This window comes from Photobacterium sp. Hal280 (genome assembly GCF_037162255.1).
Taxonomy (GTDB): Bacteria; Pseudomonadota; Gammaproteobacteria; order Enterobacterales; family Vibrionaceae; genus Photobacterium.
On sequence record NZ_JARLUO010000005.1, the window covers coordinates 2201046 to 2222970 of the forward strand.

At 49.0% G+C, this 21925-nt stretch carries 15 protein-coding genes, 5 pseudogenes and 1 riboswitch; of the genes and pseudogenes, 10 read left to right on the top strand and 10 right to left on the bottom strand.

The genetic code is table 11. The features are described 5' to 3' along the window. Positions 1-5: 5 nt before the first annotated feature. The 7 genes and pseudogenes from oppB to moaA all read right to left on the bottom strand — a co-directional run bounded on the left by oppB (position 6) and on the right by moaA (position 7879). Positions 6-926 carry an oligopeptide ABC transporter permease OppB gene (gene oppB / locus P4S53_RS19475; RefSeq protein WP_027252783.1) on the bottom strand — a complete coding sequence of 307 codons (921 nt, stop codon included), beginning with the start codon at positions 924-926 and terminating at the stop codon, positions 6-8. A 95-nt stretch (positions 927-1021) separates the two neighbouring features. After that, complete coding sequence (locus P4S53_RS19480; RefSeq protein WP_337113992.1) at positions 1022-2653, bottom strand: ABC transporter substrate-binding protein; 1632 nt, start codon at positions 2651-2653, stop codon at positions 1022-1024. Positions 2654-3919: 1266 nt separating this feature from the next. Continuing rightward, positions 3920-5002, bottom strand: coding sequence for a porin (locus P4S53_RS19485; RefSeq protein ID WP_337113993.1), 1083 nt, complete (start codon positions 5000-5002; stop codon positions 3920-3922). Between the two features lie 650 nt (positions 5003-5652). Further along, a pseudogene (gene moaE / locus P4S53_RS19490) lies at positions 5653-6110 on the bottom strand (molybdopterin synthase catalytic subunit MoaE). Continuing rightward, positions 6107-6357 (bottom strand): annotated as a pseudogene (moaD, locus tag P4S53_RS19495) (molybdopterin synthase sulfur carrier subunit). The pseudogenes moaE and moaD overlap by 4 nt, the downstream one beginning before the upstream one ends. Then, a pseudogene (gene moaC, locus P4S53_RS19500) lies at positions 6357-6853 on the bottom strand (cyclic pyranopterin monophosphate synthase MoaC). The pseudogenes moaD and moaC overlap by 1 nt, the downstream one beginning before the upstream one ends. A 36-nt stretch (positions 6854-6889) precedes the next feature. Next, complete coding sequence (moaA, locus tag P4S53_RS19505) at positions 6890-7879, bottom strand: GTP 3',8-cyclase MoaA (protein ID WP_337113994.1); 990 nt, start codon at positions 7877-7879, stop codon at positions 6890-6892. Continuing rightward, positions 7868-8033, bottom strand: a riboswitch (molybdenum cofactor riboswitch). Its footprint overlaps the gene before it by 12 nt. Positions 8034-8237: 204 nt before the next feature. Here moaA and P4S53_RS19510 point away from each other — a divergent pair. The 3 genes from P4S53_RS19510 to yvcK all read left to right on the top strand — a co-directional run bounded on the left by P4S53_RS19510 (position 8238) and on the right by yvcK (position 10288). Beyond that, positions 8238-8465, top strand: a complete 228-nt coding sequence (locus P4S53_RS19510; protein ID WP_027252790.1) for a hypothetical protein — start codon at positions 8238-8240, stop codon at positions 8463-8465. Positions 8466-8671: 206 nt separating this feature from the next. Further along, the gene (locus tag P4S53_RS19515; RefSeq protein ID WP_337113995.1) at positions 8672-9247 is read left to right on the top strand and encodes an LON peptidase substrate-binding domain-containing protein; all 576 of its coding nucleotides are present in this window, start codon (positions 8672-8674) and stop codon (positions 9245-9247) included. A gap of 141 nt (positions 9248-9388) precedes the next feature. Next, positions 9389-10288, top strand: coding sequence for a uridine diphosphate-N-acetylglucosamine-binding protein YvcK (gene yvcK / locus P4S53_RS19520; RefSeq protein WP_337113996.1), 900 nt, complete (start codon positions 9389-9391; stop codon positions 10286-10288). Here yvcK and P4S53_RS19525 read toward each other — a convergent pair. The 3 genes from P4S53_RS19525 to uvrB form a co-directional block, all read right to left on the bottom strand. Continuing rightward, entirely contained in the window at positions 10250-10609 is a 360-nt protein-coding gene (locus tag P4S53_RS19525) for an Hpt domain-containing protein (RefSeq protein ID WP_337113997.1), read from the bottom strand. The two genes, yvcK and P4S53_RS19525, sit on opposite strands and share 39 nt — an antisense overlap. After that, entirely contained in the window at positions 10610-12061 is a 1452-nt protein-coding gene (gene luxO / locus P4S53_RS19530) for a quorum-sensing sigma-54 dependent transcriptional regulator LuxO (RefSeq protein WP_337113998.1), read from the bottom strand. A 382-nt stretch (positions 12062-12443) separates the two neighbouring features. Next, positions 12444-14465, bottom strand: coding sequence for an excinuclease ABC subunit UvrB (gene uvrB, locus P4S53_RS19535; RefSeq protein ID WP_337113999.1), 2022 nt, complete (start codon positions 14463-14465; stop codon positions 12444-12446). Positions 14466-15129: 664 nt separating this feature from the next. Here uvrB and rsxA point away from each other — a divergent pair. The 7 genes and pseudogenes from rsxA (at position 15130) to nth (ending at position 21914) form a co-directional block, all read left to right on the top strand. After that, positions 15130-15710: pseudogene (gene rsxA, locus P4S53_RS19540) on the top strand (electron transport complex subunit RsxA). A gap of 2 nt (positions 15711-15712) precedes the next feature. Next, entirely contained in the window at positions 15713-16297 is a 585-nt protein-coding gene (gene rsxB / locus P4S53_RS19545; protein WP_337114537.1) for an electron transport complex subunit RsxB, read from the top strand. A gap of 5 nt (positions 16298-16302) precedes the next feature. Further along, positions 16303-18757, top strand: a pseudogene (gene rsxC, locus P4S53_RS19550) (electron transport complex subunit RsxC). Further along, a complete protein-coding gene (gene rsxD, locus P4S53_RS19555; protein ID WP_337114000.1) occupies positions 18757-19803 on the top strand; it encodes an electron transport complex subunit RsxD in 1047 nt (348 codons plus the stop codon). The pseudogene rsxC and the gene rsxD overlap by 1 nt, the downstream one beginning before the upstream one ends. Positions 19804-19814: 11 nt before the next feature. Further along, complete coding sequence (rsxG, locus tag P4S53_RS19560) at positions 19815-20447, top strand: electron transport complex subunit RsxG (protein ID WP_337114538.1); 633 nt, start codon at positions 19815-19817, stop codon at positions 20445-20447. Between the two features lie 5 nt (positions 20448-20452). Beyond that, the gene (locus tag P4S53_RS19565; protein ID WP_337114001.1) at positions 20453-21157 is read left to right on the top strand and encodes an electron transport complex subunit E; all 705 of its coding nucleotides are present in this window, start codon (positions 20453-20455) and stop codon (positions 21155-21157) included. Between the two features lie 115 nt (positions 21158-21272). Further along, positions 21273-21914 (top strand): endonuclease III, encoded by a 642-nt coding sequence (gene nth / locus P4S53_RS19570; RefSeq protein ID WP_337114002.1) that lies wholly within the window; start codon positions 21273-21275, stop codon positions 21912-21914. The last annotated feature ends 11 nt before the right edge of the window (positions 21915-21925 follow it).

Below are 21925 nucleotides of genomic sequence, written 5' to 3' on the forward strand. Positions count from 1 at the left end.
CTTCCTTAGTAGCGGATTTTCGGATCGATATACGCCAGAACAATATCAACAATCGCGTTGAACAGAATGGTCAGCGTACCGATCAGAATAGTAATACCAAGCACCAGTGAATAATCACGGTTGAAAGCTGCATTCACGAACAGCTTACCAATGCCAGGCAGACCGAAGATGGTTTCAATCACCACAGAGCCTGTGATAATACCGACGAAAGCCGGGCCCATGTATGAGACAACAGGTAACAAGGCTGGCTTCAGTGCGTGCTTCACAATGATATACGGATAGCTCAGACCTTTCGCACGGGCAGTACGAATAAAGTTACTGTTCAGTGTTTCGATCATGCTGCCCCGGGTAATACGGGCAAATGTCGCCACATACAGCAGTGCCATACCCAACATAGGCAGCAGCATGAATTTCACCGATCCATCCTGCCAGCCGCCTGCCGGCAACCATTGCATGTTAATTGAAAAGATATAAATAAGGACAGGCGCCAGGATAAAGGATGGCATCACCACCCCGGCCATGGCCGTCGACATGATCAGGTAATCAAGCCAGGTGTTCTGCTTGAGCGCGGCAAGCGTGCCGACCGTCACCCCCATCACCAGTGCAAACACAAAGGCAAAGAAACCAATTTTCGCAGAAACCGGCAAGGCATCCTGAACCAGCTCATTCACGCTGAAATCTTTATATTTAAAAGACGGGCCAAAGTCGCCCTGCAGAATGTTACCCAGATAAGTGGTGTACTGTTCGAAAACAGGCTTATCCAGACCATACTTAGCTTCGATATTTGCCATCACTTCCGGCGGAAGCGGGCGCTCACTTGAGAACGGATTACCCGGCGCGAAGCGCATCAGGAAAAATGAGATGGTGATCAGAACCAACAGCGTTGGGATCGCCTCAAAAATCCGTTTTGCAACAAATTTAATCATAATTGTTACCGACTGATAGCTGTGACAGAAATGCGGCATCCCCTCCTCCTGAGAAGGAAATGCCGTTGATCTTATTTTTTGATTAGTACGAGCGTTTAGTTCGCTTTAATGTACAGATCTTTTGTGAAGATCTTCTCTTCCGCATTGTTATATGGGAAGCCGCCAACTTTCTGACTTAACAAGCGAGGTTTTACATATTGATAGATAGGCGCGATTGGCATATCTTTCGCCAGCAGTTTCTCAGCCTCGACGTAAAGCGCTTCACGTTCTTCATCAGAAGTAGATTTCAGAGCCTGATCCATGATTTTGTCATATGCTTCACTCTTATAACGCGGATCGTTTGAAGAGTTGTTGCTTTGCATCAGAGACAGGAAGCTCGATGCTTCATTGTAGTCGCCACACCAGCCAGCACGGGTAACTTCAAAATTACCCTGACGACGGTTGTCCAGATAGGTTTTCCACTCCTGGTTTTCCAGTTCAGCGGTCACACCCAGGTTCTTCTTCCACATAGAAGCTACAGCGACTGCAATTTTCTTGTGGTTTTCTGAAGTGTTATAGAGCAGAGTGAATTTCAGCGGGTTGTTGCTGTCGAAACCTGCTTCTTTCAGCAATTCTTTGGCTTTTGCCACACGCTCTTTCTGCGTCATAGCCGCATATTCTGGCGCAACCGGATCAAAGCCAGCAGTGATCTCCGGTGTCAGGAAGTAAGCCGGTTTCTGGCCCTGGCCCAACAGCGCTTTGGTGATAATGTCGCGGTCAATCGCGTAAGTCAGCGCTTTACGGACACGCACATCATTAAATGGCGCTTTTTCGTTGTTAAAACCGTAGTAGTAAGAACATAGGTTACCAGTAATGGTAACTTCTTGCGGGTGCTCTTTTTCCAGGCGGCGGAAATGCTCATTGGGCACTTCATACGTGAAGTCAATTTCACCGGCCAGGAAACGGTTCATTTCTGCAACCTGGTTTTCGATTGGCAGGTAAGTCACTTTGTCGATGACAGTGTGCTCGTTATCCCAGTAGTATGGGTTGCGCTTCATTTCGATACGCTCGTTCACCACCCATTTGTCCATCACGTAAGCACCGTTACCGACGAAGTTTTCTGGCTTGGTCCAGTCATCACCAAATTTTTCAACCACTTTCTGGTTGACAGGTTTCACTGTGGTGTGGCCCATCATCTTCACGAAGTAAGGAACGGCCTGGTCAAGCTCAATACGCAGTGTGTTGTCATCTTCTGCAAAAACACCCAGTGTGTCTTTGTCTTTCTTTCCGGCAATGATGTCGGCAGCATTCTTCATGGTCGTCATTTCCAGATACCATGAATAAGGGGAAGCAGTCGCAGGATCTACCGCACGCTTGAAGCTGTATACGAAGTCACCAGCGGTGACAGGATCACCGTTTGACCATTTAGCATCTTTGCGCAGGTGGAAAATAAATGTGCGGTTATCTTTGGTTTCCCAGCTTTCGGCAACGCCTGGAATGGTATTTCCGTCACCATCCTGGTTAACCAGACCTTCCAGCAAATCGCGAATCACGTGGGACTCCGGCACACCTTCCGTTTTGTGCGGATCGATAGAAGCAACCTCAGCACCGTTACCGCGTACCAGTTCTTGCTTCTCAGCCAGTTTCACACCAGCTGGTACATTTGCGGCCATTGCAGAAAATGAAGCTGCTGCAACAGAAACACCCGCGCCAAGCAGAAGTGCCTGAGTAATTTTGTTCTTAAACATGCATTATCTCCAATACATTATTTCATTGCGTCCATGACTTTCTTCGACCTGGCTAATGATAACCATTATCACGCATTGTTATTCCAATTATCAATGATGAAACAGCCGAAGAATTGGTTGAAAACTTTAACAGTAACTAACAATATTTGCCATAAATTCATCACAAAACAGAGAACACACCTCATAAAAATGACGAATAAAGACAAAAGTTTCGAGTCAAAATACGCAGACAGATAATTTGTCCACTTTATTCATCGTTAATAGTCAATACAGCTAAACATACTGATAACATGAATAAATGTGCAATTTAATAGCATAACAAATCAAAATATCACCATTTTATCTGGCATGGATTTCACTATTCACAAATATGCAACCGGTAAGTTTTAGAATCTTGACCGAACGCAATAAAAAAGCGCCAAAATAGGCGCTTTTAAAGACAAAATAATCGTTATTTTCGATCGGATTCAGTTCTTAGTTGTGAGTGGCCCTCATCGAACCCCTTGCTTTTCCCTTCTCGCTGGATGTCACGATCATCGTGTATGTGATCAGAAAATGGGTCTCTAATGCCCGCTTCTTCAAGAATCTGTTTCACTCGTCTGTTCGATACGCGTCTGTGCTTCATACCCCCTCCTTTGTGAATACAAGAAATCAATGTGTGATTGACTGCATTAAAATTTCAGGTTGGTAAAAACAATTACGCCTTCATTGTTGGCGTAATCACGACCACGGCCGATTTCCGCAGACATTAACTATGGCACAAAATTTCATGCTCTGCCGGAGGTAGGTTTTAAGAACAAAAGCGCATAAAAAAAACGCTGTTAGATTTTGTTTTCACATCTCCATTTCAAGGCAATTTTCAAGTATCTCAGCCAGATTTTTAGCGCTAATATCACCGATATTGGCAGGGCTATTCTACTGGCCGCAGTGAAGGCAAATGCCAATCAACCTGTTCCTGAATATTTCCGTTAGTGATCGAGAGTGCAACTATGAGACCAGCCGGCGGCGCATCACGCCCCAGCCCTTCACGAGTCCGTCATGGCTACATGCCACCAGCGCGTAAAGTGAAAGAAGAAGAAGGTATTAAATAAGCATTGAAGAGTTATTGTCTGCTCTGAATGCAATGAAATAGCCCCAGATTTGGGGCTATTTTTTATTTTATGTTTTTTGTTATGTAACCTGCTGATAAATATAAACCCGGCACCATGGCACCGGGTTCAAAGGCAGTAGTATTTGCAAGTTACGAACTGCTGTTACGCGGAGGGATTACCAGTAAACGCGGTAACCAACTGCGAATGAGTTTTCAGCATCTTTCACGCCACGAGCAACAGTGATATCTGCGTTGTCATTGTCATAACCAATGGTTGCACCATCAGCGTAACCGTATTCAGCATAAACGCGTGACCAGCTGTTCAGGTGATAAACACCACCCAGATAAACAACGGTGTAGTCATCAGACAGGCTCTGAGCACCATTTTCGGCTTCAAAGTCAGAGAACTCATAACCACCGTAGATGCTTGCATTGCTCGCAACACTGTAAGTTGCAGCCAGCATGAAGCTGTCTACGTCAATCGAACGATTGGTACCATTTTGCTCAAATGAACCATTGTTATAAGTGAAACCAACAGTTGCAGGGCCAAAAGTGCGCTCTACAGTACCTTCGAAGTAAGTACTGTCGATATCAGCATTAATGTCTTTGTTAATATCATTACCAGCCAGATCCTGACCTACCGTCTGAGAACCAACTTTGTAAGATTTATCGTTGTAGTAACCACCACCAGCGTGAACATTAAAACCAGCAACCGTAGTACCTACATACAGCTCACCCAGTTCAGCATTGGTATCATCTTCAGACAAACCGAAAGTTGAGTTCACCCAGAAGTTTTCACCTTCAAACTTGTATTTGATCGCTGAATCGTGGCGACCACCTGATAGCTTTTCAGATGTCTGACCTATACCTGTACCACCAAAGAAGTACGAGTAATCTGCGCCCCAGACGTCATCAGTTGAAATCCACTGGCGACCAAATGTAAAAGTACCTGCCTGGGTTGCAAAGCCTGCAAAATGCAGACGGTTTTTAATATCGTATGAACCTTCAGAGTAACCCACACCGAATTCAACAGAACCGACGACATCTAAGTCTTCGTTTACTGCATATTTGGCATTCACACCGGCACGTGAAGAACCCGCATTCAGGGTAACGTCTTTATCTTCATATTTTTCAACTTGAGTACGCAACTGGCCATAAAAATCAACGAACTTTCCTTCTTCGTTGATCAGCTCATAAGCATTCGCTGTGTTGGCAATCAATAAGGTAGGGATTGCTACTGCTAAAAGTGTCTTTTTCATTTTACATTCCTGTAACGATTTTATGTTATTTGGCCCCATCCAAGGACGACAAAAACTTAACAGGCACTGAACAGCGGCGCAACAGAACATTTCAACATCGGTGCAACAAATTAGTATAAAAAACCACCAAAATGAGAATTGTGATCACGATCCACTATGAATAAATACCCACCAAAAGGAAATAAGAAATCAAATAAAATGGATTGCATTGAATGTCAGCCACTATTTCATTCACAAACCTGAACACAAGCTTAATGTTTTTTGGTTATAAGATTTATCGAATTAAAATGAAAAAGATATAAATATTTTTTTGAACTTTATGGATTAGTGGACTTCTGAACACGATAAAAAAGTGTCATTTTTCACCCTTTGCGTTGTTAATACTGTGTTTACAAACATGATTGGAGCAAAAAATCGCCATTACAATGAGAGACTGGTTTTATACACCGGGTATGCATTTTTTAAGAAAAGATATGCATTCTGAATGAACGTAAAATAACGTTAATAAATAAGATCTCAGGTAGAGATCACAGATCACTGCGGGTTATTAGGATGGTTTCACTGGTGCGGATAGATTAATAGGTGTTTTACTCTAGTCTCTGGGAGACAATAGAAGACACAACCTATTAATCTGGTGTTAACATTTATTTTTACGATTTTTGCCAGCGTTGCCTGGCTTGCTGATCCGTTTCACGGGCATCGACCCAGCTGGTTTCACCTTCCCTGACTTCTTTCTTCCAGAAAGGTGCCTCGGTTTTCAGGTAATCCATAATGAATTCGCAGGCTTGAAAAGCGGCCCCCGGTGCGCGCTGGATACCCCGACAAACACAATCTGATCGCCTGCTGTTAACTGACCGACCCGGTGGATGACAGTCGCAGCTAAAACCGGCCAGCGTGATTTCGCTTGTTCAACAATCGCTAGCAAGGACTTTTCCGTCATACCAGGATAATGTTCGAGCGTCAGAGTCGATACGGATTCGCCCAGGTTCATATCCCTGACTTTTCCGATGAAAGTCACCACAGCGCCAGCCTGGTTGCCTTCGGCTAAGGCTTGATATTCCTGCGCTAAACTGAAGTCCTCAGCCTGGACGCAAATCTTATCTGTCATCTTTCACCCCCGGTAACCGGTGGAAAAAGGCCACTTCATCACCATCGTTCAGCAAGGTATTCAGCGGGCAAATTGTCTGATTGACGGCCACTAACAATTTATCGTTATCCAGCGCCAACGCCCATTTGTCACCGCGCGATGACAAAAATGCACGTAAGTCTTCTGCTTTTTCATACTCAGACGGTACTTGCAGCTTATCTTCACCGATCAATTCACGCACTTGCGCAAAAAACAGCACAGTAATCATCATCCCTCTCCCTGCATATCCGTTGCTGCCTGAAAATCGCCGGATTTTCCGCCGCGTTTTTCCAGTAACCTGACAGGGCCAATCACCATGTCTTTCTGAACCGCTTTACACATATCATAAATGGTCAACGCCGCCACCGATGCCGCCGTCAGGGCTTCCATCTCAACGCCGGTTTTCCCTGCCAGCTTACAGGTAGACACAATACATACCCGCTTCTGTTCAGGCTGGGCCTCTAACTGCACTTCGACTTTCGAGAGCAGGAGTGGATGACAAAGGGGATCAGATCCCAGGTTTTCTTTGCCGCCTGAATACCTGCAATTCTGGCGGTAGCAAACACATCACCTTTGTGATGCTGGCCGGAGACAATCAATTGCAGTGTTTTATCCGACATGGTAACAAAAGCTTCAGCTTTCGCTTCACGAACGGTTTCCGTTTTTTCCGATACGTCCACCATATTCGCTTCGCCGGACGCATTAATATGAGTCAGTTCTGTCATTTGTTTCTCTTTTATATTGAATCAGGGAAAACCGCGTCAGCCGCCGATAGAAGCCAGATGGGGCGTCATACCCGTAATGCCGTCCTGCAGGTAATGGCTGACTGATTTTTCTGTCAGCCCACCCCGGATTCTGGCGATCAGCGCCTCGTGCTGATGATCGCTGGCCAGTAAATCCCGCAATTCCACACCGTGATCACCAAACAAACAAAGGTGCAATTTCCCCCGCGCTGACACTCTCAAGCGATTACAGGTGGTACAAAAACCTTTTTCATAGGGCATGATCAGGCCAATCTCGCCCAGATAGTCCGGATGATAAAAAACCTGCGCCGGACCATCGTTCAAGCCACGGGATTTCAGTAACCAGCCATTGGCTATCAGAGCATTACGAATACTGACACCGGACACATGACGCTTGCTGAACAGCTCATCCATCTCGCCTGTCTGCATCAGTTCGATAAAACGCAGCTGAATCCGGCGATCTTTTATCCAGGCCAGAAATTGCGGTAGCTGCTCAGCATTCATGCCTTTGAGCAACACAGTATTGACTTTGATCTGCTCGTAACCGGCTTCGAAGGCTGCATCGATACCACGCATCACCTGGTGAAACAGATTTTCACCGGTAATGAGATGAAACTGGCGGGGATCCAGGCTATCAACACTGACATTAATATTTGTCAGCCCGGCCTGACGCCATTGATGAACCTGCTTCTCCATCCGGTATCCATTGGTGGTGGTTGCCACTTTTTCGATACCAGGTTGTGAAGCAACTGTATGGATGATATCGGTAAAATCACGCCGCAAGCTTGGTTCACCGCCGGTAATCCTGACTTTGGTCGTACCGCAGTCAGCAAAAGCCGACGTGACACGGCGAATCTCGTCCAAAGTCAGGAAAGAGGGCTTTTTCCCATGCTCAGGATGATAGCCATCAGGCAGACAGTAGGTACACCTGAAGTTACAGACATCAGTGATTGACAGGCGCAAATAATAGAATTTGCGCTGGAAGTTATCTTCAAATTGTTTCGCCACGGAACACCTTTCCAAATACGGGAGGCCAGCTCATTTCTGAACTCACCCTGAGTGAAACCAGCACAGGCCGGTCACTGGCGACACCCTCTTATCATGGACGATTCCGTATGTCTTCATGACTTAGAAGAGAGTCGCTCGGAGTTTTGATGGCAGTTATGCGTCAGAATATTTTACAAAGAATTTTCACACTCTTCACAGAAAACACACAACAGCGTTGTAATTTCACATTACCAGAGTTTAGCTCTGATTGACAAATAATTGAGAATTACCTTTTTAAGTCTACCCCTAGCCCACAGAAGCGACAATACTACTAAGGAGTAGTCTCTTTTATCTGAGCGGATGTAGGCAGGGAGGGGGTATGTCGGACATTGTAGAATCTGCAACGGTTGAAGACATTGCATTGTATCTGCAACGGGAAGAAGGGATTGATGCCCATCTTGCCCGCAGTCAGGCCAAGCAAGTTATAGACAGCTTTACTGATATGAGAAGCAAAGGGTTAATCAAGGGCTGGTATTTTGACGAGCAAAATCATTTAGAACTGTTACCCAGTGATGCTGCAATGAAAATCATCGCCAATCATAAGTAGGATTGCCACAAACAGTTATGCTACCTGTTCATGCAATTTGCAGAGGGATATTTGCAATTTGCAAAGCGATTTGCATTTCAAAACGATGGAAAATTTATGACAGAGCGATACTGCATATGAAAATCCGGCATCCAATTTGCAGTAGGTATGTTAAGCAACGTCGATGAGACCAAAGACCAACTAAAATGAAAAAATTGGAGCCGACAATGAGTGACATGATCCCACTGATATTTCAACAGCGTCACATCCTGCCAGGCGGTCGGATCCCAGTACGTATCCCGCCCGGCAGCCAGATGGAGACATTCAAAGTTGCCCTGGCATCTGGCAATGGCTTCGGTATCTGTATGTTCGATGAAGATGAGCATGGCCAGCATTTTTGCTATATAGGTACCCGGGTTACTGTCGAAGATTTTGACATTTCCAGTCAGGATGGTGCTTTGATCGCGACTTTATACGGACACAGTAACTTCCGGATAAAATCGTTAGATCAAGCAGACAATGGCGTATTTTATGCTGATCCGGAAGACATTCCCCAGTGGCCTGATATGACTCTGCGTGATGATCAGCAACCATTGGCTGAAAAACTTCAGGTGATGTTTAACAATCACCCGGAGCTGGACAAACTGCATCAGACAAAATATCTGAATAATCTCAGCTGGTTATGCCAACGCTGGCTTGAATTACTGCCACTGCCGGCATTTCAGAAGCAGGCCTTGCTGACCGCACCGAACTGCCTGAATACGTACGATTATCTTCAGAGCATCATGCAGCAAAATCACTGACCATTGATCGCCGGCCAGCACTGAAATATGTGCTGGCTGCACATTTTATTCCACTGCAGCGGAATGCCGCTTTCCCACTCGCCCGCCCTTGGGTACACTTTCCATCCAGCACATGATTCAATAACGAGCATTCCAAAACCTATGAGCAGCCATGTATCTCCATCCTCTGCCAGAATTGTCGCGATTGGCGGTGGTCACGGCCTTGGGCGAATTCTGTCTTCCCTTTCCTGCTTTGGTTCAAATGTCACAGGCATCGTGGCGACCACTGACAATGGCGGCTCTACCGGGCGTATCAGAGCCTCCATGGGCGGCATTGCCTGGGGAGATACCAGAAACTGTATCAATCAGTTAATCACCGAGCCGTCTATTGGCTCCATGTTATTTGAATACAGGTTCAGAGGTAATGGCGATCTGAACGGGCATAATCTTGGCAATCTCATTCTGACTGCATTGGACAACTTATGTATTCGTCCGCTTGAAGCCATCAACCTGATCCGGGAAATCCTGCACGTGGAGACTCAGATCCTCCCGATGTCAGAACACCCGACGGATCTGGCAGCCTGGTTACCCGACGGTCATATCATTAGCGGTGAAACCAGTATTGATGAGCTGCAACAAATCCCGAAGCGCCTGTTCATCGAGCCTTCCGTACCCGCGACAAAAGAAGCGTTAATTGCAATAAAAGAAGCGGATCTTGTCCTGCTTGGACCGGGCAGTTTTCTGACCAGTATCATGCCGCCACTGCTGTTAAATGACCTTGCCCATGAACTGAAAATCTGCGATGCGCCCGTCTATTTCATTGCCAATCTCGATAAAGAAAAAGGGCCGGCAGGCAGTATGTCACTTGAGACCATGTTGTACTGGTGTGAAAGGGCAATGGGAGGAAGAAAAATTGATGGTGTGCTGTCAGACAAACACAGGCCAGAGCTGAACGAAGCCTATGATCAGGTGGTTGGGGAGTTTGCCTCCCGCAACCATGAATGGCGCCATGACCGGCAGAAACTAAAAAATGCGGTTGAAGGCCTCCTGATTCGACGCTAAGTGCCGGTACTGTTGCGCCATGTCGCCCACCAGCTGTTGCAGCTCAGGTAAGTGATCATTGACCCAGGATTCCTGTCCCTGTTTGACTCTGGATTCACACTCCTGAGCCATTTGGGCTAATTCATCAGCCCCAAAACTGGCGGCGCTGCTTTTGATCGCATGGCTAATCTCGCGGATTTGCATCACGCTGGGCTGCTCAGTTAATTGCTGCAAATATTGCTCTAACTCGCCGCTGAAAACTTCAAGCAAGAGTGCAACAGTTTCCTGGCCAACTTCAACAGCCAAGCGTTTTAATGTTGCTTCATTAATCATGGCAGTCATTTATTCTTTCTCCCTTTGACTACTCTCGGCCTCTTGCCAAGCCTGTAATTTTCTATAGATGGTCGATGGGCTGACTTCCAGTAAACCGGCTGCTCTGGGAATATTCCCGTCGCAGGCTGCGATTGCTGACTGTATTGTCCGCTTCTCTACCTTCCACAATGGTTCAATCTGACTGGGACTCACAACGGACAAACTATCCAAAGCGTGGATAACCGTTCCACGTTCCGGTACAGATGATGTGGACACAGCATGAACTGATGCAATTTCAACGCCAGAAACGTGCTTGAGGGAAGGAGGGAGCATCTGAACGAGTACTTCTTCGCCATCATTGAGCACAACAATGTTGCGGATAACGTTTTGCAACTCACGCACATTCCCGGGCCAGGTGTGCTGGCGGAAGCGTTCTATCACCTCTGGCGAAAAGCGACTGAAGCGTTTCCCTTCTTCCACCGAGATATGTCCCAGCAAAGCATGAGCAATTTCAATGACATCATCGCTGCGATCTCGAAGCGGCGGCAGACTGATAGGAATAACATGCAGGCGGTAATACAGGTCTTCACGGAACCGCCCTTGTTTAACCTCTTCCCAGGGATTACGGTTGGTGGCACAAACAAAGCGGACATCCACCGAGCTGGTGACAGAAGAACCCACCTTCTGAAACGTGCCAGTCTGAATGAATCGTAGCAATTTGCTTTGCAATTCCAAATCCATTTCGCAAAGCTCGTCCAAAAACAGGGTGCCTTTGTTTGCCAGCTCTACAGCGCCTTGTCTTTCTGTCAGCGCACCGGTAAACGCGCCTTTTACATGGCCGAACAGTTCACTTTCTATCAGCTCTTTGGGAATCGCGGCGCAGTTCAGTGCAACAAAAGGACAATTGGCACGCGGGCTCGCGGCGTGAACGGCTTCGGCACACACTTCTTTGCCTGTGCCACTTTCACCGGTAATGAACACGGTTGCTTTACTGGACGCCGCGGACTCTATCACACGATACACCGCCTGCATCGGCAGACTGGTTCCGATAAAGCCTTGATATTGCGCCCCCTGAGTCACTGAAATGGTTTTATTGTCGTTTTTGTCATTTTTCAGCGCATTATTCACCGTGATACGCAGCCGATCCGCTTCGCAGGGTTTGATCAGGAAATCTTTCGCGCCATAACGCATCGCTTCCACAGCCACATCAATCGAGCCATGAGCCGTCATGATCACTACGGGCAACTTAGGGTGTTGTTGACGTACCTGCTCAAGTACCGTCATGCCTGTCATGTCAGGCAATCGCAAATCTAACAGTACCAGCTCAGGCACTGAGTCCTTCATCGCTGCCAGGGCTTCTGTTCCTGTACCGACTATTTTGACGTCTAACCCTAACGGATTAAGGTAGGATTTATACAAGGCCGCAACTGATGCAGTATCTTCTACCATCAGTACTTGTCGTACTTTCAGCTTGTTATCCATTTATCCTCCGACGCAGTATCCCTGATCTCATTGTAATCACTAGAAAAAATTACCGCCTGCTGACTTTTCTATTCTCGGCCATTTACCATTTCGCATTGCAAATCGGTTTGCAAAATGCAAAAAACTATCTCTAGTATAACTTTTTTGTGCAGACATGGTGACCAGAAATCCCAAATAATCGCTTTTCGAGACACTATTAAAAGTTGGCACGCTTGCTGCATTAATATAACCGACTCTGATAGAGTCAACCTAGCCAACTGACGTTGTTTGTGGAATATTTCACTTAAACAATGATGCCAACCGAAGAATTTACGGTTGGCTTTTTTTGGCTGCGTTTCAGCAGAAGGGCAGCAGGAAGCTGCCTTCAGACAGGGAAGTACTTTCAGCTGTTGGCGATGAACTGCTCGCGCAGCGAATGAATCTGATCACGGAGCTGTGCCGCTTTCTCAAATTCCAGTTCCTGCGCCATATCATACATTTGCGCTTCCAGTTTCTGGATTTCAGTTTCCAGTTCCTGAGGAGACATCAGGTTATAGCTGCCCCGGCGTTCCGCCACTTGATGTAGCTGCTCCGCTTTACTGGCTCGGCGTGTACGTCCTTTACCCAGTTCCATGATATCCGCAACCTGCTTATTCAGAGCCTTAGGTTCGATACCTCTTTCCCGGTTATGCGCATCCTGTTTTTCCCGGCGCCGTTCGGTTTCAGACATTGCACGCTGCATTGAGCCCGTGATGCGGTCGGCGTACAGAATGGCTTTTCCTGACAGGTTGCGCGCAGCCCGGCCAATGGTCTGAATCAATGAACGCTCAGAGCGCAGAAAACCTTCTTTATCTGCATCCAGAATGGCCACTAAGGACACTTCCGGCATATCCAGACCTTCTCGCAGCAAGTTAATCCCGACCAGCACATCAAATTCACCCAAGCGTAAATCACGAATGATCTCGACCCTTTCGACTGTATCTATGTCTGAATGCAGATATCTGACCCTGACGCCATGCTCATCCAGGTATTCGGTCAGATCTTCGGCCATACGCTTGGTCAGGGTGGTCACCAGCACCCGCTCATTAATTGCGGCCCGAAGCCGGATTTCCGACAACAAATCGTCAACCTGAGTGGACACCGGCCTGACTTCAATCACAGGATCCAGCAAGCCAGTCGGACGTACAACCTGCTCCGCAATATCGTTGCCGGATTTGTTTTTTTCATAATCGCCGGGCGTGGCAGAGACATAAATCGTCTGCGGCGCCAAAGACTCGAACTCTTCAAACTTCAAAGGCCGGTTATCAAGGGCGGAAGGAAGGCGGAAACCGTACTCAACAAGATTTTCCTTGCGAGAACGGTCACCTCTGTACATGGCGCCTATCTGAGAGACAGTCACGTGCGATTCGTCAATAATCAGTAAGCCGTCTGGCGGCAGGTAATCAAAAAGCGTTGGTGGTGGCTCGCCTTCCGCACGACCGCTGAGATAACGTGAATAGTTTTCGATACCCGAGCAGAAGCCAAGCTCATGCATCATTTCCAGATCAAACTGCGTGCGCTGGGTAATTCGCTGCTCTTCCACCAGCTTATGATTGTCAATAAGCTGCTGACGACGAATTGCCAGATCGACTTTGATTTTTTCAACCGCTTCAAGGATACGTTCACGTGGGGTGACATAGTGGGTCTTCGGATAAATCGTCGCCCGCGGCATATCTTTCTGAATGATAGCGCCGGTCAGCGGGTCAAACCGGCTGATGCAATCCACTTCATCATCGAACAGCTCAATACGAATCGCGTCATGGTCGGATTCTGCCGGAAAGATATCGATCACCTCGCCTCTTACCCGAAAGTTGCCGCGCTCAAAGGCAAGATCATTGCGTGTGTACTGCAATTCTGCCAACCGCCGCAGAATATCTCGCTGATCCAGCATGTCACCACGTCGCACGTGCAACATCATTTTCAGATAAGAGTCTGGATCACCCAACCCATAAATCGCCGATACAGAGGCAATGATCACCACATCCCGGCGTTCCATTAACGCTTTCGTGGCGGATAAACGCATCTGTTCGATATGTGCATTCACAGATGAATCTTTTTCTATGAAGGTATCCGTGGAAGGAACATAGGCCTCTGGTTGGTAATAATCGTAGTAAGAGACAAAGTACTCAACCGCATTCTCCGGAAAGAACTCTTTCATTTCCCCGTAGAGCTGGGCAGCCAAAGTCTTGTTGGGGGCAAGTATCAGGGTCGGCCTGTTTGCGCTGGCAATGACATTGGCCATCGTAAATGTTTTCCCTGAGCCAGTGACACCCAGCAGGGTTTGGTGTGCCAGACCGGAATCCAGACCTTCCAATAACTGTTGTATGGCTGTCGGCTGATCCCCTGCCGGGGCAAATGCAGAAGCCAGATTGAAGGATTTACTCATGACATCATCCGAAAAGTTCAGGTAATTGGATCTGAGTCCATTGTGAGGCCACCAAGATACTTGTCAACCAAGAAAGGTGAAATCAGCTATTGACCCAGACAAAATGTCGACGTAACATCATGCGCCTCAGTAAGCGCCTTGCTGGCAGTTCACTGTCAAAAAAGTGATAGATCATGTCAAATTCCCAGCGAAAATATACGCGCTGCGAATAGTTCACCATCCACAGCTTATCCTCAAACCGCATTTTTTCATGCACAGTCTCCTGATTATGAACCCGGGTGTAGAGCTAAAATTCTAATTTGATTTTTTCAGCTTTCTCGTTTTCTTTCTTGTTCCTCTGAAACAGCAGCTTATCTGCCCTGCATGATATCGATTACAATTAGATTACTCATAAAGAAAGTAGCCCGCTTTACCGTTTACCCGACCACAATCAACACAGTTATCCACAGTTTCCGTGGATAAGTAGCCCAACCCCTTGTCTCTTCTGGTTTAGCAAAGATCAAGTCATTTTTTCCTGTTCTGACACGAGACTATTTGGGAGCGATTTACGCCTCAATTCGGCTAAAAGAGCAACAAACTTGAAAAACCCTTTCTCTGAGGAGTTGTTATAGCCGTCACAAAGGCAGATAATGTACCGCTCACTGGCAAGCATAAAAAAGTTGGTATGACGGAATACCTGTTACTTCTGATCGGCACCGTACTGGTCAACAACTTCGTTTTGGTCAAATTTCTGGGACTCTGCCCGTTTATGGGGGTGTCTAAAAAACTGGAAACCGCCATTGGTATGGGGCTCGCCACGACGTTTGTCCTCACACTCGCTTCTGTGTGCGCGTATTTGGTCGAAGCTTACATTTTGCAGCCTTTAGGCATTCAATACCTGCGCACACTCAGTTTTATTCTTGTGATTGCGGTCGTTGTTCAGTTCACAGAAATGGTCGTACACAAAACCAGTCCGACACTGTATCGGTTACTGGGCATTTTCCTGCCCTTAATCACGACCAACTGTGCCGTTCTGGGTGTCGCCCTGCTCAATATCAATGAACGTCATAATTTCATTGAATCCGTAGTGTACGGATTTGGCGCCGCTGTCGGCTTTTCTCTGGTGCTCGTGCTTTTTGCGGCCATGCGTGAACGTATTGCGGCTGCCGACGTCCCCTCCCCTTCAAAGGCGCATCCATTGCGATGATCACGGCAGGTCTGATGTCGCTCGCCTTTATGGGCTTTACCGGACTGGTTAAACTGTAATGATGAGCGGAATTTTAATTGCCATTATCGCTATCGCTGTCCTTGCTGCGATTTTTGGTCTGATCCTGGGCTTTGCCGCTGTTCGCTTCAAAGTCGAATCGGATCCGGTTGTTGAACAGATCGATGCCATCCTGCCACAGACCCAGTGCGGTCAATGCGGCTATCCTGGCTGTCGTCCTTATGCCGAGGCGATAGCCAATGGTGATGAGATCAATAAATGTCCGCCGGGCGGACAGGCGACCATAGAAAAGCTGGCCGATTTAATGGGTGTTGAAGTCAAAGATTCAGCCCATGACGCAGAAAAAAGCATTAAAAAAGTGGCCTTTATTCATGAGGACATGTGCATCGGCTGTACCAAGTGCATCCAAGCCTGTCCGGTTGATGCTATCGCGGGTGCGACCAAAGCGCTGCATACGGTGATCAAAGATGAGTGTACCGGCTGTGATCTCTGCGTTGCCCCCTGCCCGACGGATTGCATTGAGATGATTCCGGTTGAATCGACGCCAGAAAGCTGGCGCTGGAACCTGGATCAAATACCCGTGGTCAATCTTCCTGCCACTGAGCACCACGGTCAAAAGGTAGAATAACCGTCATGCTGTCTATTATTGAACAACTCAAATTAGGAAAGCTTTGGGATTTTCCGGGTGGTATCCATCCGCCAGAACAAAAAAACAATCCAACCAAAGCCCGGTTTCTGAAGCCTTTTTACCGGATGAGCTGGTCATTCCGCTCAAACAACACCTGGGCGCAGTTGGCAGCCTGTCTGTTGCTGTGGGTGATCAGGTACTGAAAGGCCAGGCGCTGACGCATACCGATGTCGCTCTGAGTGTTCCGGTCCATGCGCCAACCTCCGGTGTCATTGCTGCTATCGAAGCAAGGACCATAGCCCACCCTTCCGGTTTATCCGATCGCTGCATCATCCTCAAACCCGATGGAAAAGACTGCTGGGGCGCTAAACACACCATTTCCAACTACCTGGAAACCGAACCGGCGGATCTGATTGAGCATATCCGCAGCTGTGGTATTTCCGGTATGGGCGGCGCAGGCTTTCCTACCGCGCGCAAACTGCAAAGCGCGTCAGGTAAAACGGATCTGCTCATCATTAACGCCGCCGAATGTGAGCCTTATATCACGGCCGATGACCGACTCATGCAGGATTATGCCGATGAAATCGTGGAAGGCATCCGCATCATCAGCTATATCCTCAAACCCAAAATGACCGTCATCGGAATTGAAGATAATAAGCCGGAAGCCATTGCCGCGCTGACTCAGTCGGTGAAAGAACAAGACAACATACTGATCCGAGTGATCCCGACCAAATACCCGTCGGGGGTGAAAAACAGCTGATCAAAATTCTGACCGGAAGAGAAGTTCCGACGCAGGGGATCCCGGCGGATATTGGCATTATGATGCAGAATATCGGCACGGCGCACGCGATAAAAAAAGCCGTCATTGACGGTGAGCCGCTGATTCAGCGTGTGGTGACCATCACGGGTCAGAGCGTCAGTACTCCCAGTAATACCTGGGCCTTACTGGGCACGCCTGTGCAGGCATTGCTCAATCGTCATGGCTATACGATCGACAAAAAACAGCCGCGCGTCATTATGGGCGGCCCGATGATGGGCTTTACCTTGCCGCATACTCAGGTCCCCATCACCAAAACGGCTAACTGTATCCTCGCGCCAAGTCGCAAAGAGCTCAGTGCGCCAGGCGATGAAATGTCCTGTATCCGTTGTACTGCCTGCGCTGAAGCGTGTCCGGTTTCCCTGTTACCCCAGCAGTTACAGTGGTACGCCAAAGACGGCGACTATGACAAGTGTGAAGAATATAATCTGTTCGACTGCATCGAGTGCGGGGCTTGCGCCTATGTTTGCCCCAGCGAAATACCTCTTGTTCACTATTATCGCCAGGCCAAAGCGGAAATCCGCCACAGAAAGCAGGATGCGTTAAGTGCCGAACGTGCCAAGCAGCGCTTCGAGGCCAAAAACGCCCGGATGGAACGGGAAAAAGAAGAACGTGAGCAACGCTTCCAGAAAGCGGCGGAACAACGTCGCAAAGACATGGCAGCCAAAGGCGGCGATGATGCTGTGGCCGCCGCGATTGCTCGCGTAAAAGCGAAAAAAGAAGCAGATGCCGGTGCAGAGGTGAAACCTGCCGTGGCCGCTGCAATTGCCAAAGCCAAAGCCAAACAGGCTGAGGCGCTGGCAAAAGCACAATCAGCTGCGCCGGGTGACACCGCCCAGCCAGACAACAGTGAAATGGCAAAACTGCGCGAAGAGCGTAAGCGCCAGGCCCGGGAACAGAAAGCCGCCAAAGCCGCGGCGGAAGCCAAGACGTCGGTCACCGAGCCTGAAACAGCCAAGCCGTCTGAGGGTGATCCGAAAAAAGCCGCCGTCGCGGCAGCCATTGCCCGTGCCAAAGCCCGTAAAGCAGCCCAAGCAGCTGAACCACAAGCTGACGAACCGGCTGACGCAGTCGCAGACGATCAGGCGACAGCTGACACGCAGGCCGATGCGAAGAAAGCCGCGGTCGCGGCAGCCATTGCCCGCGCCAAAGCCCGTAAAGCAGCGCAAACAGCTGAACCACAAGCTGACGAACCGGCTGACGCAGTCGCAGACGATCAGGCGACAGCTGACACGCAGGCCGATCCGAAAAAAGCCGCGGTTGCGGCCGCCATTGCCCGTGCCAAAGCCCGTAAAGCAGCGCAAGCAGCTGAACCACAAGCTGACGAACCGGCAGACAAAGTCGCAGACGATAAGTCTGCAGCTGACACGCAGGCCGATGCGAAGAAAGCCGCTGTCGCGGCAGCCATTGCCCGCGCCAAAGCCCGCAAAGCGGCCCAAGCGGCTGAACCACAAGCTGACGAACCGTCTGACGCAGTCGCAGACGATCAGTCTGCAGCTGACACACAGGCCGATGCAAAAAAAGCCGCGGTCGCGGCAGCCATTGCCCGTGCCAAAGCCCGTAAAGCAACGCAAGCGGCTGAGAAAGAAGCCGCTGAGAAGAGTGCGGAAAACAACAACAAACCCAACGAGGAAAACAAGTAGTGGCTTTTAATATTGCCAGTTCTCCCCATGCACACAGCCGTCGCAGCACCAATGACATCATGCGAAATGTCATTCTCTGCTGCGGCCTTGGATTTGCCGCCCAGTGGTATTTTTTCGGATGGGGTGTTGTCTTTCAGGTTTTACTGGCCGGTTCGCTGGCAGTACTGGCGGAATGCTTTGTCCTGACAATACGTAAACGCCCCCTTCGTCAGGTTCGGGACAACAGCGCCTTATTGACCGGCATTCTGCTGGGTCTGTCCATTCCGCCTCTGGCACCGTGGTGGATAGCCGTCATTGGTATTTTCTTTGCCATCATCATTGCCAAACACCTGTATGGCGGACTGGGGCAGAACCTGTTTAATCCGGCCATGGTCGCTTATGTGGTGCTGCTAATCTCCTTCCCGGTGCCGATGACATCCTGGCTGCCGCCGGCTTCAATCAGTGATCATCCGGTGACTCTGATGGAAAGCCTGCATGTGATCTTTACCGGCTTTACGGCTGATGGCTTCAGTGTTCACCAGTTACGTAACGGCATTGATGGCGTCACCATGGCAACACCGCTGGATACCCTCAAAACGGCTATGAAAGCCGGTTATACTGCATCAGAAGCAATGGCAAGCCCGGTGTTTGGTGCGCTGGCGGGTATCGGCTGGACCTGGGTCAATCTGGGCTTCTTCCTGGGCGGTATGGTACTGCTGAGGCTACGGATTATTCAGTGGCAAATTCCGGTTGCCATGCTGTCGTCGCTTTTCGTGATCAGCTTTCTTGGGTACATCATCAGTCCGGATGGTGCTGCGTCTCCCTTGATTCATCTGTTTTCAGGGGCGACCATGTTAGGGGCCTTTTTCATTGCCACAGATCCCGTTTCAGCATCCACCACCCTGCGCGGACGTCTGATTTTCGGTGCCATGGTTGGTATTCTGACCTATCTGATCCGCACTTTTGGTGGTTTCCCGGATGGCGTAGCCTTCAGCGTCCTGTTGGCCAACATGTGTGTTCCGCTGATCGATTACTACACTCGCCCGCGGACTTACGGTCATTCATAGGAGCACCCATGATACTGAAAAATATGCAAAAAAATGGTGGCATTCTGGCTGTTTCTGCTTTCCTTGCCACTGCCCTGGTTGCCCTGACGCATCAGGTCACCGCGGCGCGTATCCAAGAGCAGGAACAAAAGCAGCTGCTGCAGGTGCTCAACCAGGTGATTCCGAAAGAGAATCATGACAACGAGCTCTACAAGAGCTGCATTCTGATCAGTGACCCGGCATTTCTTGGCACCAGCGAGCCGATGCCGGCCTATCTGGCAACCAAAGCCGGACAACCAAATGGCATTGCCATTGAAGCGATCGCACCGGATGGTTATAACGGTGCGATAAAACTGATTGTCGGGCTGGATATGGCAGGCACAGTCACTGGGGTACGTGTCCTGGCGCATCAGGAAACACCGGGGCTGGGCGATAAAATTGACACCCGGATCACTGACTGGATTTACAGTTTTACCGGACGCAAACTGAACGGAGAGAAAGACCCGGCCTGGGCTGTACGTAAAGACGGCGGTGATTTTGATCAGTTTACCGGTGCCACCATTACCCCGCGCGCCGTGGTGAATTCCGTAAAACGCGTGTCGCTGTATTTTAACCAGCATCAGAATACGCTTTTTACGCAACCGGCTAACTGCGAAGGAGCCTGAGCAAAATGAGTTCAACGCCAAATAAAGAACTGATGGCAAACGGGATGTGGCACAACAACCCGGCTATCGTGCAACTTCTGGGCTTGTGCCCGCTGCTGGCAGTCTCTGCCACAGTCACCAACGCCCTTGGACTGGGTATTGCCACCACGTTGGTGTTAGTGGGTTCTAACCTGATTGTGTCTCTCATTCGGGAATGGGTGCCAAACGAAGTCCGTATTCCGATCTTTGTGATGATCATTGCGGCGCTGGTCACCTGTGTCCAGCTGCTGATGAACGCTTACACTTACGGCCTGTTTTTATCCCTGGGGATCTTTATTCCTCTGATCGTCACCAACTGCATCATCATTGGTCGCGCCGAATCCTTTGCCTCAAAAAATGCACCTATGCCAGCCGTGATTGACGGGCTCTGGATGGGGCTGGGCATGACATCTGTACTGGTAGTGTTGGGTGCAGGACGTGAGATTCTGGGTAACGGCACCTTGTTTGACGGGGCCGACCGGCTGCTGGGTGACTGGGCCTCAGTGCTGCGAATCGAAGTCTTCAGCACTGAGAACAATTTCCTGCTGGCGATGCTGCCACCGGGGGCCTTTATTGGTGTCGGGTTCCTGATCGCCCTAAAGAACATCATTGACAAAAAACAGGCAGAGAGAACACAGACCGCAGAGAAAAAACCTGAGATTGAACGGGTTCGTATTACCTCTGCCAACTGATTTCCACGAGCCTTTCATGAGGGTGGAAGCTCAGCAACATTGATCACGGTGACTGGCATTCCCTACAATTTTTATCTGTGCCGGTCTCCTGCCCTGCCGAACTTAGGAAGCGAGCATGAACAATCAGAAACGCGTTCAAATCCTTGAGCGATTGCGGGCGAATAACCCGCACCCGGAAACGGAACTTCACTGGAGCAACCCGTTTGAATTGCTGATAGCCGTATTGCTGTCAGCGCAGGCAACCGATGTCAGCGTCAACAAAGCCACCGCCAGGCTGTATCCTGTCGCCAACACGCCGGAAGACATGTTGGCGCTGGGGGTCGAGGGTGTGAAAGAGCACATCAAGACCATCGGTCTGTTTAATGCTAAAGCGGAAAATGTCATCAAAACCTGCCGGATTCTGGTTGAGAAACACGGCGGTGAAATCCCTGAAAACCGTGAAGCACTGGAAGCCTTACCGGGCGTCGGCCGTAAAACCGCCAACGTCGTGCTCAATACCGCTTTTGGCTGGCCGACGATTGCTGTCGATACCCATATCTTCCGGGTGTCCAACCGCACCAAATTCGCCATGGGCAAGAATGTCGACGAAGTCGAACAAAAACTGCTGAAAGTGGTGCCGAAAGAATTCAAAGTTGATGTCCATCACTGGCTGATCCTGCATGGACGTTACACCTGTGTGGCCCGCAAGCCCCGCTGCGGTAGCTGCATTATTGAAGATCTCTGTGAATTCAAAGACAAAGTCTATCCCGCTGAATAAGCTCTACTCTG